Origin of the sequence: Dactylosporangium sp. NPDC050588 (genome assembly GCF_040654975.1) — a bacterium.
Classification (GTDB): Bacteria; Actinomycetota; Actinomycetes; order Mycobacteriales; family Micromonosporaceae; genus Dactylosporangium; species Dactylosporangium maewongense.
Genome location: NZ_JBFAJA010000117.1, coordinates 18,868 through 35,513, shown reverse-complemented (window position 1 = coordinate 35,513; position 16,646 = coordinate 18,868). Strand labels below are relative to the sequence as shown.

The following is a 16,646-nucleotide window of genomic DNA, read 5'->3' as shown; positions in this document are numbered from 1 at the left end:
CCATACATCAACACCAACACCACAAAATCCCTTTTTCTGTGGTTTGTGTGTGGTTTACAGTGGTGTGCTCTTCCTCGCGGCGGCGGCCAACCCCCCCCCGCCCCGGGCCCCGGCCCCGGCGCCGACGAGCGCGCCGGGCCAGCGGGCCCGGTCGAGATCGTCGCTGGCGCCGATCGGCGCGCGGGTCAGCATCACCGCGAAGAGCAGCAGGACCACGACGGCGCCGACATAGAGCAGCACCTGCACCCAGGCGAGCAGCTCGGCCGACAGCACGAGATAGAGCCCGGCCACCGCGCCGAGCGTGACAACGAGCCAGAGCCCGGCGCGCACGACGTGGCGGGTGGTCACGACCAGCAGGCCGGCGCCCAGCGCGACGGCGCCGAGCGCGGCGAGCAGCACATCCGCCGCTGTCATCCCGATGCCACCCTCATGGCGGACATCCTGCCACCAGGGTGTGACAGGTTTCGACCGGCGGGCGGCAAAAGACGAGCAAAAAGCTACGCCCGGAAGCGCGACACCACTCGGCTCAGCTCCGCGGACATGCCCGCCAGCTCCGCCGCCGCCGTCTCCGTCTCCTGCACGCCGACGCTCGTGGACTGCGCCGCCTTCGCCACCCGGTCGATGCTGGCCGCGATCTCGGTGCTGCCGTTCGCCGCGTTCGCCGCGTTGCGCCCCATCTCGTTCGTCGTCGCGGTCTGCTCCTCGACCGCCGAGGCGATCGTCGTCTGGTAGCCGTTGACGCTCTCGATGACCTCGCTGATGCGGCTGATCGCGGCCACGGCGCTGGCCGCGTCGGCCTGGATCGCGGAGATCCGCTGGCTGATGTCCTCGGTGGCCTTCGCGGTCTCCTGGGCGAGGTCCTTGACCTCGTTGGCGACGACGGCGAAGCCCTTGCCGGCCTCCCCGGCGCGGGCGGCCTCGATCGTCGCGTTCAGCGCGAGCAGGTTGGTCTGGGCCGCGATGCCGGTGATGACGTTGATGACGTTGCCGATCTCGGCGCTGGATTCGCCGAGCTTCGCCATGGTGCGGGTGGTCTCGTTGGCGGCCTCCATGGCCTCGTTCGCGACCCGGACCGCCTCGGTGGCGTTCTGCGCGATCTCGCGGATGCTCTCGTTCATCTCGTCGGTGCCGACGGCGACGGTCTGCACGTTGCGCGACACCTCGCCGGCCGCGCCGCTGACGGCGGTGGCCTGCTCGGCGGCGTCGTCGACGCCGGAGGCGATGGTGCGGGCGACGCCGGTGAGCCGGTTGGACGAGCCGGCCAGGGACGTCGCGGAGGTGCCGACGAGGCGGACCATCTCCGCGATGCGGTCGAGGCTGTCGTTCAGCGACCGGCCCATCTGGCCGACCTCGTCGCCGCTGGTCACGTCCATGCGGGCGGTCAGGTCACCGCCGGCGACCTCGTCCAGGACGGTCTTGGCGCGGCGCACCGAGCGCACGATCGAGCGGGCGACGAGGCCCGCGAGGAGCATCGACAGCGCGATGCCGAGCACCAGCATGACGATCAGGCTGGTCCGGGCGGAGCTGTAGGTGTCGGTGGCCCGGTCGGAGATCTTCTTCGCGTTCGCCTGCTCGAGGTCGGCGATCTTGCTGCCGGTGTTCTGCTGCGCCTCCAGGATCGCGCCCATCTCCGGCTTGAAGAGCACCCCCATGGCGGCGGGCGTGTTGCCCTGCCGGGCCGCCGGCAGCAGCTGCTCGTCGCGGATCTTGCGGACCACGGCCATCTGCCTGGCCAGCTCGTCGGCGAGCTGCCTGCCCTCGGCGGTGTGCCGGCTGGCGAGGTAGCCCGCGTACGCGGCGTCGAACTCGGCGTCGACCGGCTTGACGTACCCGGTGACGATCTGGTCGAGGTTCGCCGCCGGGCTGATGGCCGCCGCGTACATGAGCAGCTGCGTCTCGGTCCAGTGGTTCTGCATCCGCTGGGCGTTGTACCCGGGGGCGCCGGCCGTCGCGTACACGTCGCCGGTGTGCTGGTTGAGCACCCGTAGCCGGGTGATCCCGTAGATGCCGACCACCACCGTCACCACCGAGACGAGCAGGAAGCCGATGAACAGTTTCTGCGAGATCCCCAGCCGGGACATGCCGCCACCTCCGCGCAGTCGGCCGCGGCGAAGGCGCGGCTCACCACGAGGATCGGTCAGACAGCGCCGCGACCTGAGCGTTTTGCGGCGGCGGTCTGCTCTTTGGCCGGTTCGCCGTGGGGGTCGTGGGCCGGCGGGGCGGGGACGGTCGCGACCCACTCCTCCAGGCGTTCCTTCTCGTGCAGCAGGTCCCGGATGTCGTGCTCGGCGTACTCGAACTCGGGCGTCCAGTGCAGCGCGTCGAACGGGCACACCTCGATGCAGATCCCGCAGTACATGCAGAGGGAGAAGTCGATCGCGAACCGGTCGAGCACGTTGCGCTGCCGGGCCCGCGCCGCGCCCGGGACGACGACCTCCTCCTTGTGGGAGTCGATGTAGATGCACCAGTCGGGGCACTCCCGGGCGCACAGCATGCAGACCGTGCAGTTCTCCTCGATGAGCGCGATGACGCCGCGGCTGCGGGGCGGCAGGTCGGGCTCGACGTCCGGGTACTGGTGCGTGTGGGAGCGTTGGGTCAGCGTGCCGAGCGTGACGGCGAGACCCTTGACGAGGCCCTTACCAGGAATGTCCACAGTCGGAGACCTTTCAGAGCGCGACCTTGACCGCGGCGGTGAGCACGAGCTGCAGCAGCGCGAGGGGGACGAGGATCAGCCAGCAGAGGCGCTGCAGCTGGTCCTCGCGCAGCCGCGGATACGCCACCCGCAGCCAGATCACGACGAACGCGACGGCGAAGACCTTCAGGAGTGTCCACAGCCAGCCGAGCTGGTCGTCGAGCGGCCCCTTCCAACCGCCGAGGAACAGCACGGTGGTGAGGGCGGCGATGACGACGATGCCGACATACTCGGCCAGCAGGAAGAACGCGAAGCGCAGGCCCGTGTATTCGGTCATGTAGCCGAAGACCAGCTCGGAGTCGGCGATCGGCATGTCGAAGGGCGGGCGGCGGATCTCGGCGAGCCCGGCGGTGAAGAAGATCAGCATCGCGGGGAGCTGCCACAGCAGCCACCAGGGGCGCCACGCCTCGACGATGCCGGACAGCGACAGCGTGCCGGCGGCCATCGCGACCGACGCCGCCGACAGCACGAAGGGCAGCTCGTAACCGAGCAGCTGCGCGGCCGCCCGCAGCCCGCCGAGCAGCGAGTACTTGTTGGCCGAGGACCAGGCCGCCATGAGCACGGCGATGACGCCGATGCCGACGACCGCGAGGACGAAGAACAGCCCGACGTCGAGCGGCTGGGCGACGAGTCCGTGCGGGCCGAGGGGGATGACGAGCAGGACGGCCAGGTAGGGCAGCAGCGCGACGACCGGCGCGAGCCGGAACACCGGCCGGTCGGCGGCGCGCGGGGTGATGTCCTCCTTCTGCACGAACTTGACGCCGTCGGCGACCAGCTGGGCCCAGCCGTGGAAGGCACCGGCATACATGGGGCCGAGGCGGCCCTGCATGTGCGCCATCACCTTGTGCTCGGCCTGGCCGACGATGAGCGGCAGGGTGAGGAACGCGCCGACGACGACCAGCACGCGCAGCGCCAGCTCCAACCAGATCGGCATCAGGTCCGGCCTCCCGGCCACTCGCTGGGGTCCGGGACGCCCGGTGGACGCATCGGGGCACGCTTGCTGACGGTGTGCTCGCTCTCCCCGGGCTCCTTCGCGCCGGGCCACGGCTTGGCGACCCGGGACGCGAGGACGAACTCCTTGCGCAGCGGGTGCCCCTCGAACTCCGGCGGCAGCAGCAGCGGCGTGAGCGCGTCGTTGCCGGTGAAGTCGATGTCGAACATCTCGTGGGTCTCGCGCTCGTGCCAGGCCGCGCCCGGATAGACACCGACGGCGGTGGGCACCGACGGCGCGAGCCGCGGCAGCACCGCGCGCAGCAGCACGCCGGACAGGCGCGACGTCGAATAGACGTGCGCCACCACGGTGAAGCCACCCGGCAGCTCGTCGACGGCGGACAACCAGTCGAAGAAGTCACAGGCCAGCTCGTCGCGCGCGATGCGGAGCGCGTCCGCCCAGCGCTCCGGCGGCACGTCGACCGTCGGCCGGGCGAAGCGACCGCCGCCGGCGGACTCGGTCACGGACGCACCGTCGCCGAACAGCTCGCCGATCTCGTCCGAATCCATGCCCGCGATCCTAAGGCTTGTGTACCGGAGGCGCGGTCAGCGCTTTGACGTCGGTCCGGTTGACGCCACCGAGCCCCGACCGCTCCCCCGCGATCTTGTCCTGGAGCTTCATGATGCCGTGCAGCAGCGCCTCGGGGCGGGGCGGGCAGCCGGGGATGTAGACGTCGACGGGGATGATCTGGTCGACGCCCTTGGTGACGGAGTAGGAGTCCCAGTAGGGCCCGCCGCAGTTGCTGCACGCGCCGAAGCTGATCACGTACTTCGGCTCGGGCATCTGGTCATAGAGCCGTTTGACCGCGGGCGCCATCTTGTCGGTGACGGTGCCGGAGACGACCATGAGGTCGGCCTGGCGCGGCCCGTGCGCGAACGGGATGACGCCGAGGCGCATGAAGTCGTGCCGCCCCATCGAGGTGGCGATGAACTCGATCGCGCAGCAGGCGAGACCGAAGTTGAACACCCACAGCGAATAGCGGCGGCCCCAGTTGAGCACGAACTTGATCGGGTCGCCCAGGACACTCGACATGTCTGTCAGCCTACGCTCGTCGGCCGCTGCAGCAGACTGAGGAATGCGACCAGTAACTGCTCGCGCACGGCCGGTGGCGCCGCGTTCAACAACGTGTTGATCACGGCCATCCGGTCGGGCAGCACCGACGGACCGGAGCCGACGCCGAGGGCGGCCGCGACCGCTTCGACGGACCCCAGAAGATCGAAGATCCCATCAGGAAGCGCGACCGGCCCGAGTGCGCGGGCGGCGTCGACCGAGGCGGCGAGATCCGCCGCGAACTCCGACACCCGGGGCGCCACCGCCGCGGTCACCGTCAGGTGTACCGACGGCGCGATGTCACCGTGCTGGAACTGCGGCTGCGTGTGCCACCCCCGCGCCGCCAGCTCGTCCGCGAGCACGAAGAGATCCACCGAGGTGGACTGGAACGCGACCACCGTCGACTCGACCGGCAGCAGGACGAGCCCGTCCACGGCGGAGACGGCGGCGGCCAGCCCGCGCACCGCCTCGAGGGTGGTGGCGGCCAGCGCCAGGTAGCCGTCGTCGCCGAGGTGCCGCAGCGTCGCCCAGGCGGCCGCGATCGGCCCGCCGGAGCGGGTCGAGGAGATGACCGGGTTGACCATCGTGTACCCCGGCCAGTCGGCGTAGCCGAAGTACTGCGGCAGCCGCAGCTGCTCGTCGCGGTGCAGCAGGACCGAGACGCCCTTCGGCGCGTACGCGTACTTGTGCAGGTCGACGGAGATGCTGGTGACGCCCGGGACGGACAGGTCGAACGGCGGGACCGGCTCGCCGAGGCGGCGCAGGAACGGCAGCGTCCACCCGCCGAAGCAGGCGTCGACGTGGCAGCGGACCCCGGCCGCGGCGGCGGCGGCCGCGATCGGCTCGACCGGGTCGATGAGCCCGTGCGCGTAGGACGGCGCCGAGCACGCCACGAGCACCGTGGAGGGCCCGATGGCCGCCGCGACCGCCGCCGGGTCGACCCGGAGGTCGGCGCCGACCGGCACGACATCCAACGCCACCCGGAGGTAGGCGGCGGCCTTCGCGAGCGCGGCGTGCGCCGTCACCGGCATCACCAGGCGCGGCTCGGCGATGTGCGGCGCGGCGTCCCGGGCGGCCTTCACGGCGAGGATGAGCGACTCGGTGCCGCCGCTGGTGACGCTGCCGACCGTCGCCGGGCCGCCGCCGAGGACCGCCGCGGCCATGCCGACGAGGTCGTTCTCCATCCGCAGCAGCGACGGGAACGCGGTCGGGTCCAGCCCGTTGACGTGCGCGGACGATGCGTACGCGGCGGCGGCCAGCTCGTCGAGCCCGGGCACCGCCGGGTCGTAGACGTAGGCGAACAGCCGCCCGCCGTGCGTCGGCAGGTCAGCCTTGCGCAGCTCGGCGAGCTCCGCGAGCACCTGCTCGGCCGGGACACCCTTCACGAGACCTCCTCGGTGAGCCGTCGTTCGGTCAGGTCGTAGCCTCGCAGACCGATGAGCGCCGATGCCACGACGATGGCCGGCACGACGGTGAATCCGAGCAGAACCCCGAGTTTCGCGGTGTCCGGCTGTACGGCCGCCTCCCCCGACGAGCTGGAGACGTATCCGAAGATCGCCAGCAGGACGGCGAAGACGCCGGGGCCGAGCGCCATGCCGAACGTCTCCCCCGCGGTCCACAGGCCGGTGAACACGCCGGCCTGGCGCCGCCCGGTCCGCCGCGCGTCGAAGGCGATGCAGTCCGGCAGCATGGCCATGCCGAAGACCTGCTGCCCCGCGTATCCGCTGCCGACCAGCCCGGTGAGGACGTACACGGCGACGGCGGGCAGCAACGGGGCGAACGCCAGCAGCGCCGCGGCGGCCGCGAACACCAGCGACGCGACCGTGTAGGAGCGCAGCTTCCCGAGCCGCGCGCCGACCCGGGTCCAGACCGGCATCACGAGCAGCGCCGGGCCGACGAAGCAGGCGAAGAGCAGCGTCGCGCCGGTGTCCGGGGACTCGAGGATCTGCGTGGCGAAGTAGCTGACCCCGGCGAGCATGGTGGCGATGCCGGCGGCCTGCACGACGAAGCAGATCAGCAGCAGCCGGAACGGCCGGTTGCCCCGCACGACCTTCAGCTGCGCGGCGAACGACGGCTCGCTCGGCAGCACCTTGCCGACCGGGGCGCTCCTGGTGCCGAAGAAGGAGCCGAAGGTGCCGATGAGGATCAACGCGGCGACGAACACCCCCATCGCCCGGTGACCGGGGACGCCGCCCCCGAACTGCTTCGTCACCATCGGCGACAGCGCGCCGGACACCAGGATCGCGACCGCGAGGATCGCGACCCGCCAGCTCATCAGCCGGGTCCGCTCGGCGTAGTCGTCGGTCATCTCGGCCGGCATCGCGACGTAGGGCACCTGGTAGAACGCGAACGCGGTCGCCGCGAGCAGGAACATCACGGCCGCGTATGCGGCCGATCCGCCACCGAACGGCGCGGCGAAGATCCCGGCGAACAGCACCGCGAGCGCGAGGCCGCCGAAGAGCAGAAATGGCCGCCTGGCACCCATCGAGGTGCGAGTACGATCGGAAATCCTCCCGGCAACCGGGTTGATCAGCACGTCCCACGCCTTCGGCGCCAGCACCAGCAGCCCGGCCACCCCGGCAGCGACGCCGAGGGTGTCCGTCAGGTATGGCAGTAGGAGGAGTCCCGGCACGGTGCCGAACGCGCCGGTGACCAGTGAGCCGAGCGCGTAGCCCGCCCGCACACGTCCCGGCAGGACCTCGGTTCGCACGTCTGGGGCCATGGTCCACGGATGCTAGCCATCGCCTCGCAGGAAAGGAACCTCCGCTGTCCACCGCGCTGCTGCAGCCCCAGTCACGCCCCAGGTCGTCGGTGCCGGCCGGGGTCGCCGCCGGGCATCCGGCCACGACCGAGGTCGGGCTGCGGGTCCTCGCGGCCGGCGGGTCCGCGGCCGACGCCGCCGTCGCCGCGATGCTGGCGGGATGCGCCGCGGAGAGCGTCCTGACCGGGCTCGCCGGCGGTGGGTTCGCGACCTACTTCGACGCGACCACCGGCGAGGTCACCTGCCTCGACTTCTTCTGCTCGGTGCCCGGCCTGGGCAGCACCGCCCCCGCGGCCCCGATGGAGCCGATCAAGATCTCCTTCGGCGGTGTGCCGCAGCGGTACGAGATCGGCGCGTCGAGCGTCGGCGTGCCCGGCATCCCGGCCGGGGCCGGCGAGATCCACCGGCGCTGGGGCCGCCTCCCCTGGCAGCGGATCGTGGCGCCGGCGCAGAACCTGGCCCGCAGCGGCGTGCTCCTGCCGGGTGCGCACGCCCGCACGCTCGTGTCGCTCGCGCCGGCGATGCTGCCGGGTCTCGGTGCCGCGGTGTACGCGCCGGACGGGCGGCTCCTGGAGGGCGGCGAGCTGCTGCACCACCCCGGGCTCGACACGACGTTCGGGATCCTGGCGGAGGAGGGTCCGGCCGCCTTCTACACCGGGCGGATCGGCGCCGCGATGGTGGCGGAGGTGGCCGCCGGCGGTGGCGTGCTCAGTCCGCTGGATCTGTCGTCGTACCGCGTGGTGCAGGCGCCGGTCTCGGCGGCCTCGTTCGGTCCCTGCCGGGTGCTGGCCCGCGCCGACCTGAACGAGACGATCAGGACCATCGCCGCGCTGCCGCCCCTGTTCTCGCCGCTCGATCTCGCGTCGGCGCTGCTGGCGTACGGGTCGCAGCGCCTCGGCGACACCACCAACATCTCGGTCGTCGACAGCGCGGGCAACGCCTGCGTGATCACCATGACGCTCGGGATCGGGGCCGGGGTGTGGCTGCCCGGCCTGGGGGTCCACCTCAACTCGATGCTCGGCGAGGGCGAGCTGATCCGCCCCGGCACGCTGCCCGGCGAGCGGATGGCGTCGTGCATGTGCCCGGCCGTGGTCCTGGACCCCGCCGGCGCGCTGGTCATGGCGATCGGCTCGGCCGGCGCGACCCGCATCCGCACCGCGATCATCCAGACGCTCACCAACGTCCTCGTCCACGGCGACGACATGACGACCGCGATCCGCCGGCCGCGCTTCCACCCCGTGTCGGTGGACGGGTCGCGGCTCGTCCACCTGGAGCCCGGCTGCGACCCGTCGCACTTCACCGGCTTCAAGGTGCAGCAGTGGGACCGGCTCGACCACTACTTCGGCGGCGTCAGCGCCGTCGGTCTCGCGGGCGCCGCCGGCGACCCCCGCCGCGGCGGCGTGGGCCGCACCTTGTAGGTCTTACAGAAGGACCAGGTCGTCGCGGTGGACGACCTCGCGCTCGTACGCCGGGCCCAGCGCGGCGGCGAGTTCCCCCGTCGACCGGCCGAGCAGCGGCGGCAGCTCGGCCGCGTCGTAGTTGACCAGGCCGCGGGCCACCGGCACGCCGCCCACGTCGACCAGGTCCACCGGGTCCCCCGCGGCGAACCGGCCGTCGACCGCGGTGATCCCGGCGGGCAGCAGCGACGCGTGCCGCTGCCGCACGGCCTGCACGGCGCCGGGGTCCAGGTGCAGCCGGCCGCGGGGGCTGGTGGCGTGCGCGAGCCAGAACAGCCGCGCCTGCGGTCGCTCCCGCAGCCGGTGGAACAGCGTCCCGACCGGCTCCCCGTCGAGCACCGCCTTGGCGTTGGGCGCGGACGTCAGCACCACCGGGATGCCGCTCGTCGTCGCGATCCTCGCCGCCTCGACCTTCGTCACCATGCCGCCGGTGCCGACCCCGGCCTTCCCGGGCCGCTTCACGTCGATGTCCAGCAGGTCGTCCGGCGTTCGTACGTCGGTGATCTTCCTGGAGGTCGGGAGCGACGGGTCGCCCGTGTACAGGCTGTCCACGTCCGACAGCAGCACCAGCAGATCCGCGTGGACGAGGGACGCGACCAGCGCGGCGAGCCGGTCGTTGTCCCCGAACCGGATCTCCTCCGTGGCGACCGTGTCGTTCTCGTTGACGACCGGGACCGCCCGCAGGTCGAGCAGCCGGCGCAGGGTCCGGTACGCGTTGCGGTAGTGCGCCCGGCGGGTCACGTCGTCGACCGTCAGCAGCACCTGCCCGACGACCCTGCCGTGCCTGGCGAACGCGTCGTTGTAGGCCCGCATCAGCAGCCCCTGCCCGACGCTCGCCGCCGCCTGCTGCGTCGCGAGGTCCTTCGGCCGCCTCAGCAGCCCCAGCGGCGCCAGCCCGGCCGCGATCGCCCCCGACGACACCAGCACCACCTCCGCTGGGCTCCCCGCCAGGGCGTCGACGAGCGCATCGACCCGCTTGCCGTCGAGCCCGCCTGCCGCGGTGGTCAGCGACGACGACCCGACCTTGACCACGATCCGTCGAGCCTCGGTGACCTGGGTGCGCACGCCGCCTATCTTGCCGGGTCGCCACCGTCGATCCACGGTAGGTTCCCATATCGTGGCCGACGACGACTTCGCAGAGCTGGTCCTCACCGTGGTGGAGCGCATCCCGCCCGGCCGCGTCATGTCCTACGGCGCCATCGCCGAGTACCTGGGTCGCGGCGGCCCCCGCCAGGTCGGCGCCGTCATGTCCCACTACGGCGGCGGCGTCCCCTGGCACCGCGTCGTCGCCGCCAACGGCCGCCTCGTCCCGGGCCACGAGCAGGAGGCCCTCCGCCGCCATCGCGAGGAAGGCACCCCCCTCAGGTCGGACAAAATAGACATGCGCCGAGCCGCCTGGTGGCCCGACGACACCCCCTGATGCCGCCCCACCCCATGATCCCGAACGATTCCGGTAGCCAAACAACCACAACCATTCGGGATCACGGAAAGCCGGCCGACCCCGCCGCAGCACCCGGAAGCCCTCCCGCCGCCATGTGCGCACAAGGTCTACCGGATCACGAGAGCCATCCCGTGGTCCCGAACGATTCTGGTAGCCAGAGCAGCCAAAACCATTCGGGATCATGAGAACGGCCGGCCCACCCTCAGAACCCGGAAGACCCCCTGCCGCCAGGCGGTGCACAAGGTCTACCGGATCACGAGAGCCGCCCGTGATCCCGGACGACTCTGGTGGCCAGAACAGCCGAAACTGCTCGGGATCACGAGAACGGGCGGAAGCGGTCAGGCGGAGACGGCGAGGGCGAAGGGCAGGACCGCCGGGGCGCCGGCGCGCAGCAGGAGGCGGCCGGCGATGGCCATCGTCCAGCCGGTGTCGACCAGGTCGTCGACGAGGAGGACCGGGCCGTCGAGGGTCCCCAGCCGGGCGGCCAGCTCCGGCGGGACCGTGAAGGCGGTGTGCAGGGCGCGGACCCGCTGGGCGCTGTTGGTGCGGGAGGCGGCGTCGGCCGTGTGCGCCGGCTGGACCGTGCCGAGCAGCGGCATCCGGCCGACCTCGGCGATGCGGGCGCCCAGCGACTCCAGCAGGACGGGGGTGCTCTGGGAGCCGAGGACCACGACGCCGACGGGGCGGGCGGGCCAGCGCTCGTCGCCCTTCGCCCACTCGGTCAGGGTGGCGACGACGCCGGCGAAGATGTCGTCGGGGAGCGGTGCGTCGGGGGCGGCGAGCAGCCTGCGCAGCTTGTCGCCCCAGCCGAGGTCGCTGAGCCGGCCGATCGCCCGGCCGGGGAGGGTCTGCTCGGCGGGTGGGATCTTGCCGGTGAGGGAGACGCCGACGGCGGAGAGGCCCGTCGGCCACAGCTTGCGCGGGGCGATCTCGACGCCGGTGCGGCCGAGGTGGGCGCGGGCCGAGGCGAGGGCGTCGTCGGAGACCTCCGCCGGATACCAGGTGCCCGCGCAGGTGTCGCAGCGGCCGCAGGGGGCGGCGGCCGGGTCGTCGAGGGTCCGGCGCAGGAACTCCAGGCGGCACGTGGTCAGGGCGGCATACTGGCGCATCGCGTCCTGCTCGGCGGCGCGGGCCGCGTCGATGCGGTCATAGCGCTCGCTGTCGTGGCGCCAGGGCGCGCCGGTGGACTCCCAGCCGCCGCGGACGCGACGGACGGCTCCGTCGACGTCGAGGACCTTGAGCATCAGCTCGAGCCGCCCGCGGCGCAGCTCGACCTGCGGCTCGATGGCGGCGGTGGACATCGGCCGGCCCGCCGCGCCGAGGACGGACAGCACGCTGCGGACCTGCGCCTCGGGTGGGAAGGCGAGGGACGCGAAATACCGCCAGATCGCCTGGTCCTCGGTGCCGGGCAGGAGCAGGACGTCGGCCTTGTCGACGGCGCGGCCGGCCCGGCCGACCTGCTGGTAATAGGCGATCGGCGACGACGGGGCGCCGAGGTGCACGACGAAGCCGAGGTCGGGCTTGTCGAAGCCCATGCCGAGCGCGGACGTGGCGACGAGGGCCTTGATCCGGTTGTTGAGCAGGTCCTCCTCGGCGGCGAGGCGGTCCGCATTCTCCGTCTGGCCGGTGTAGGCGGCGACCTCGTAGCCACAACCGCGCAGATAGGCGGCGGTCTCGTGGGCGGCGGCGACGGTCAGCGTGTAGATGATCCCGGAGCCGGTGAACGCGCCGAGGTGCTCGCCGAGCCAGGCGAGCCGGTGCGGCGCGGACGGCAGCGTCAGCGAGCCGAGGCGCAGCGACTCGCGGTCGAGCGAGCCGCGCAGCACGAGCGCGTCGCCGAGCTGCTCGGCGACGTCGGCGGTGACGCGGGCATTGGCGGTGGCGGTGGTGGCCAGGACCGGCGTGCCGGGGGCGAGGTCGGCCAGCAGGGTGGCCAGCCGCCGGTAGTCGGGGCGGAAGTCGTGGCCCCAGTCGGAGACGCAGTGCGCCTCGTCGACGACGAGCAGGCCGGTGCTCGCGGCGAGCTTGGGCAGCACGTTGTCGCGGAAGTCGGGGTTGTTGAGCCGCTCGGGCGAGACCAGCAGGACGTCGACGGTGCCGGCGGCGATCTCGCCGGTGATCTGGTCCCACTCCTCCAGGTTGGCCGAGTTGATCGCGCGGGCGGCGATCCCGGCGCGAGCTGCGGCGTCGACCTGGTTGCGCATGAGGGCGATCAGCGGCGAGACGATCACCGTCGGGCCGGCGCCGCGGGCGCGCAGCAGGGCGGTGGCGATGAAGTACACCGCGGACTTGCCCCAGCCGGTGCGCTGCACGCAGAGGACGCGGCGGCGCTCCGCCACCAGGGCGGAGATGGCGGCCCACTGGTCCTCCCGCAGTTCGGCGGAAGGACCAGCGAGCTTCTTCAGAAGTTCCGATGCCTCAGATCGCACCCCACGAACTTAGCCGCCGGGTACGACAGAAACCCGCTAAGGCGTGAACCGGACCGCCGTCCCCGACACCAGCAACGGCTGGTTGAACAGGTACTGCGCGGCCGTGGTGCCGGCGGCGTTCTCGACGCCGACGGTGGCGCCGCCGCCCTTCTCGATGTCGTTGTCCAGGCTGGAGTAGTGCAGTGTGATCACCCCGTCGGGGGCGAACACGACGGAGAACGTCACCCGGTTGTGGACGCCGTTGCCGTAGATGTACGGGTTGCGCCACTCGATCACGACCGAACCGTTGACGAGCGCGGTGCGCACCGACGCGGAGCCGTCGACGACGAGGTCGTCCCAGAAGGCGTAGACGGTCGCGTTCGGGGCGGCGGTCGACGGCAGCGCGGAGTGCTCCACGTAGGCGCCGCCCGGGTTGACGAACGAGACCTTGCCGTTGGTGTCGATCCACGCCGTGGTGTAGGTGACGCCGTACAACGTGACCGGCGCCGGCAGCGTGACCTGCTGGATGTTGTCGTCACCGGTGAGCGTGAGCACCGTGGCGTCGGCCGGGACGAACGGGGTGGCCACCGTGGTGATCCCATAGTTCCCGGTCGGCGGCGGCGGGGCCGGCAGCGTCAGGTTGAGCGTCTCCGTGGCGGCGTCGACGGTGAGTGCCGCCGACGTCGACTGCCCGTTGGCGGTGGCGCTCACGGTGTACGAGCCGTACGCCACGCTCGAGAAGCTGTACTTGCCCGAGGCGTCGGTGGTCGTCGTCGTGCCGGCCGTGAGGGTCACGGTCGCCCCGGCGACGGGCCCGCCGCCCGCGACGCTCACGGTGCCGCTGACCGTCCCGGTGGACGGCGGCGGCGGGGGCGGCGGGGTCGTGCCGCCCGGCGCGGTGAAGACGACCGCGCGGCCGGACTGGAGCTTCGGGGTGTTGACGGAGTACGCGAGGCCCACGGTGCCGTCGGCGTTCTCGATACCGACCGTCGCCGCGTTGCCCTTCTCGATGTCGTTGTCGAGGCTCGCGTAGTTGGTGACCACGTCACCGTTCTCCGAGAGGATCGCCTCGAACGTGACGCGCCGGCTGGTGTTGCCGTAGATGTACGGGTTGCGCCACTCGACGACGAACTGGCGGTTGGGCGCGGTGCCGAGGGTCGTGGTCCGCACCGAAGCGTTGGCGTCGACCACGAGGTCGTCCCAGAAGGCGTAGACCGCCGCGTTGGGCAGGGCCGCGCTCGGCACCGCGGTGTTGTCCCACTTCGGCCCGTTCGGGTTGACCAGGCTGACGACGCCGTTGGTGTCGACCCACGCGGTCGAGTACGAAGCGCCGTACAACTTGACCGGGAACGGCAGGGAGATCTGCTGCAGCGCCTCGTCGCCGGTCAGGCTCAGCACCGTCGTGTCGGCGTTGACGAACGCCTTGGTGGCGGTGGTGCACACGTAGCCGAAGCTGTCGGAGCACGTGCCGCCGCCGGTCGCCGCGTAGGTCGCGGTGTAGGTCGTCGCCGTGGTCGGCGCGGTGATCACCTGCGTGGCCGCGCCGCCCTGGCTCCAGGAGCCGAAGGTGTACTGGGTGCTGTTGAGCGTCTGCGGCGTCGGCGCCGACACGGTCTGCGTCGACTTCTGGATGACCGTCGCGGTGAACGGCGTGACGCCGGTGACCGAGCCGACGGTGATGTTGAGGCCGCTCGGCACGGTGTTGAACGTCATGTTCGCGGTCTTCGGGTCCAGCCGGCGGCTGACCGTGGTGCTGAGCCCGCTGCTGTCGGTCGCCGTGAGCCGCAGCTCCACATAGGACGGGTATTCGTGGTCCGGCCCGACGAACGAGCCGGACGCGCCGTCGGTCTCGCTGATGTAGTGCTGGTGGCAGTTGTCGGCCGAGGCGCAGTGCTGCAGGATCAGCTGCCAGTGCAGGTTGGCCGCGGGGACGTTGCCGTCCTGGACGTCGGTGGCGTGTCCGGTGAAGTTGACCGTGTCGTTGGTCGCCCACGTGAAGCCGGCCGCGGGGGTGTCGATCACCGGTACCGGCGCGTCGGAGCCGACGAGGATCTGCAGGTACTTGGTGTCCGACAGCCCGCCCGCGTCGGTGACCCGCAGCTTGGCCGTGTAGTTGCCGGCGGTCGTGTAGGTGAAGCTCGCGGTCGGGCCGGTCGCGTCGTAGCTGCCGTTGTTGGTGAAGTCCCACTGGTACGTGAGGACGTCGCCGCTGTTGGGGTCGCTGGTGCCGGCGGAGTTGAACTGGACGGTCAGGGGCGGCGCGCCGGAGGTCTTGTCCGCGCCGATGACCGCGGTCGGCGGCTGGTTGCCGGCGCTGTAGTTGATCCGGCGGACCGTGCCGCCGTCGACGTCGACGTAGTACAGGTCGCCGCCGGGGCCGATCTCCAGGTCGACGGGGCCGGCCGCGCCGGGCGCGAACGTCTCGATCTTGGTCGGGTCGGGGGTGCCGTTGGTCGGCAGCATCGCGTAGACGCAGCGGCGGGCGTAGTCACCCCAGAAGAGCGCGCCCTGGTACTTGGCCGGGTAGGCGCCGCCGGACGTCGGGTAGAACGCGACGCCGGTCGGGCTGGACCCGCCGGTCGGGCAGCCGTCGTTGTCGTTGACCTGCTGGTGGTGCCCGTAGGTGTAGACCGGACCGGTCGCCGTGTTCTGGCTGTACAGCGAGGTGCACAGGTTCAGGTTCGCGTCGCGGTAGCCGGGCTGCTGCGAGTTGCCCTCGAAGCACGGCCAGCCGAAGTTGGTGACGGGCGTCGCGAGCGGGTTGGGCAGCCGGTTGATCTCCTCCCAGGTCCGCCAGCCGACGTCGCCGATCCAGATCTCGCTGCTGCCGGGCTTGAACGTCCACCGGAAGGGGTTGCGCAGGCCGTACGCCACGATCCGCCGCGCGTTGGGGTCGGTGGTCGCGTTGTAGAGCGGGTTGTCGGTCTTCGCGGCGCCGGTGACCGGGTCGATCCGGATGATGGTGCCGCTCAGGCCCGTCGGGTCGCCGAGGGTCCGCACGTCCTGGGAGCGCAGGGCGCCGCCCTCGGAGGTGGGCGGGCTGAGCGCCGCGCCGACGCCGCCGGGCGGGTCGCCGCACGGGTTGACCGGGTTGCCCTGCTGGCCCCAGTCGGTGAAGACGGGGCTGGCGCCCTCGCCGCCACTGACGTAGAGCGCGCCATCGGGGCCGAAGCGCACGTCGCCCACCGAGTGGGTCTCGAATTGCTGGCACCAGTCGTTGATGAGCACCTGCTCGGTGCCGGTCCACGTGTTGCCGCTCGCGGTGAGCTTCGACAGCCGCCCGCTGACGATGCAGCCGGTGCCGGGTGTCGGGCAGGTGTCGCCGAGGTCGAGTCCGCCGCCGATGGGCTGCGTCGCGGTGTACGTGACGTACACCGACGGGTTGGACGGGAAGTTCGGCGGCAGCGCCAGGCCGAGCAGGCCCTTGTCCTCGTTGTCGTGGACGCGGGCGCTCAGGTCGGCGAACAGGGTCGGCGTCGGGTCCGACAGGCTGTCGTAGACCTGGATCGTGCCGCCCTTCTCCGCGACGAACACCCGTCCGTCAGGAGAGAACACCAGCTTCGTCGGGTGGTTGAGCCCGGACAGCACGACCTGCTCGGAGAACCCGCTCGGCAGCGTGGTCACGGCGCCCGCCGCCTCGGGTGCGGTGAGCGCCGCCGAGGCCGGGACGCAGAGCGCGAGCACTAGGCCCAGGGATAAACGGGAGCGGCGGCGACGCCTCATGGGGGCACTCCTGGATGCGGACGCGCAGGGGGAGACAGCCAGTAGATGTCCACTGTCAGGATGATGCTGTCGCCAAGCCGACTGGCACGCCTCGTCCGTTAGGACACAAACAGGCCCGTCGTA

The 16,646-nt window shown here is 71.8% G+C and carries 11 protein-coding genes and 2 pseudogenes; 2 read left to right on the top strand and 11 right to left on the bottom strand.

Features of this window, described 5'->3' with window-relative positions; translation table 11 throughout:
* Positions 1–120: 120 nt before the first annotated feature.
* From AB0I21_RS51010 to AB0I21_RS50975, 8 genes and pseudogenes are all read right to left on the bottom strand, one after another.
* Positions 121–414: pseudogene (locus AB0I21_RS51010) on the bottom strand (NADH-quinone oxidoreductase subunit J); the annotation flags it as partial.
* 83 nt (positions 415–497) lie between these two features.
* Positions 498–2,081, bottom strand: a complete 1,584-nt coding sequence (locus AB0I21_RS51005; protein ID WP_360572287.1) for a methyl-accepting chemotaxis protein — start codon at positions 2,079–2,081, stop codon at positions 498–500.
* Positions 2,082–2,155: 74 nt separating this feature from the next.
* Positions 2,156–2,653, bottom strand: a pseudogene (locus AB0I21_RS51000) (NADH-quinone oxidoreductase subunit I); the annotation flags it as partial.
* 13 nt (positions 2,654–2,666) lie between these two features.
* The gene (nuoH, locus tag AB0I21_RS50995) at positions 2,667–3,626 is read right to left on the bottom strand and encodes an NADH-quinone oxidoreductase subunit NuoH (protein WP_360572285.1); all 960 of its coding nucleotides are present in this window, start codon (positions 3,624–3,626) and stop codon (positions 2,667–2,669) included.
* Positions 3,626–4,192: an NADH-quinone oxidoreductase subunit C gene (locus tag AB0I21_RS50990; RefSeq protein ID WP_360572283.1), complete on the bottom strand. Its 567-nt coding sequence runs from the start codon at positions 4,190–4,192 to the stop codon at positions 3,626–3,628. The genes nuoH and AB0I21_RS50990 overlap by 1 nt, the downstream gene beginning before the upstream one ends.
* 10 nt (positions 4,193–4,202) lie before the next feature.
* A complete protein-coding gene (locus AB0I21_RS50985; RefSeq protein WP_360572281.1) occupies positions 4,203–4,715 on the bottom strand; it encodes an NADH-quinone oxidoreductase subunit B family protein in 513 nt (170 codons plus the stop codon).
* Positions 4,716–4,720: 5 nt separating this feature from the next.
* Positions 4,721–6,118: an aminotransferase class V-fold PLP-dependent enzyme gene (locus tag AB0I21_RS50980; RefSeq protein WP_360572279.1), complete on the bottom strand. Its 1,398-nt coding sequence runs from the start codon at positions 6,116–6,118 to the stop codon at positions 4,721–4,723.
* The gene (locus AB0I21_RS50975; protein WP_360572277.1) at positions 6,115–7,443 is read right to left on the bottom strand and encodes an MFS transporter; all 1,329 of its coding nucleotides are present in this window, start codon (positions 7,441–7,443) and stop codon (positions 6,115–6,117) included. The genes AB0I21_RS50980 and AB0I21_RS50975 overlap by 4 nt, the downstream gene beginning before the upstream one ends.
* A 101-nt stretch (positions 7,444–7,544) precedes the next feature.
* Here AB0I21_RS50975 and AB0I21_RS50970 point away from each other — a divergent pair, with 101 nt between their 5' ends.
* A complete protein-coding gene (locus AB0I21_RS50970) occupies positions 7,545–8,912 on the top strand; it encodes a gamma-glutamyltransferase (RefSeq protein ID WP_360572275.1) in 1,368 nt (455 codons plus the stop codon).
* 3 nt (positions 8,913–8,915) lie between these two features.
* Here AB0I21_RS50970 and proB read toward each other — a convergent pair whose 3' ends face one another.
* Positions 8,916–10,016 carry a glutamate 5-kinase gene (gene proB / locus AB0I21_RS50965; protein WP_360572273.1) on the bottom strand — a complete coding sequence of 367 codons (1,101 nt, stop codon included), beginning with the start codon at positions 10,014–10,016 and terminating at the stop codon, positions 8,916–8,918.
* A gap of 52 nt (positions 10,017–10,068) precedes the next feature.
* Between proB and AB0I21_RS50960 the strand changes: the two genes are divergently transcribed.
* Positions 10,069–10,371, top strand: a complete 303-nt coding sequence (locus AB0I21_RS50960; RefSeq protein ID WP_360572272.1) for an MGMT family protein — start codon at positions 10,069–10,071, stop codon at positions 10,369–10,371.
* Between the two features lie 359 nt (positions 10,372–10,730).
* Here AB0I21_RS50960 and AB0I21_RS50955 read toward each other — a convergent pair whose 3' ends face one another.
* Both AB0I21_RS50955 and AB0I21_RS50950 read right to left on the bottom strand, forming a co-directional pair.
* Positions 10,731–12,821, bottom strand: coding sequence for a DEAD/DEAH box helicase (locus AB0I21_RS50955; protein ID WP_360572270.1), 2,091 nt, complete (start codon positions 12,819–12,821; stop codon positions 10,731–10,733).
* 36 nt (positions 12,822–12,857) lie between these two features.
* The gene (locus tag AB0I21_RS50950) at positions 12,858–16,523 is read right to left on the bottom strand and encodes a PQQ-dependent sugar dehydrogenase (RefSeq protein WP_360572268.1); all 3,666 of its coding nucleotides are present in this window, start codon (positions 16,521–16,523) and stop codon (positions 12,858–12,860) included.
* Positions 16,524–16,646 lie beyond the last annotated feature (123 nt).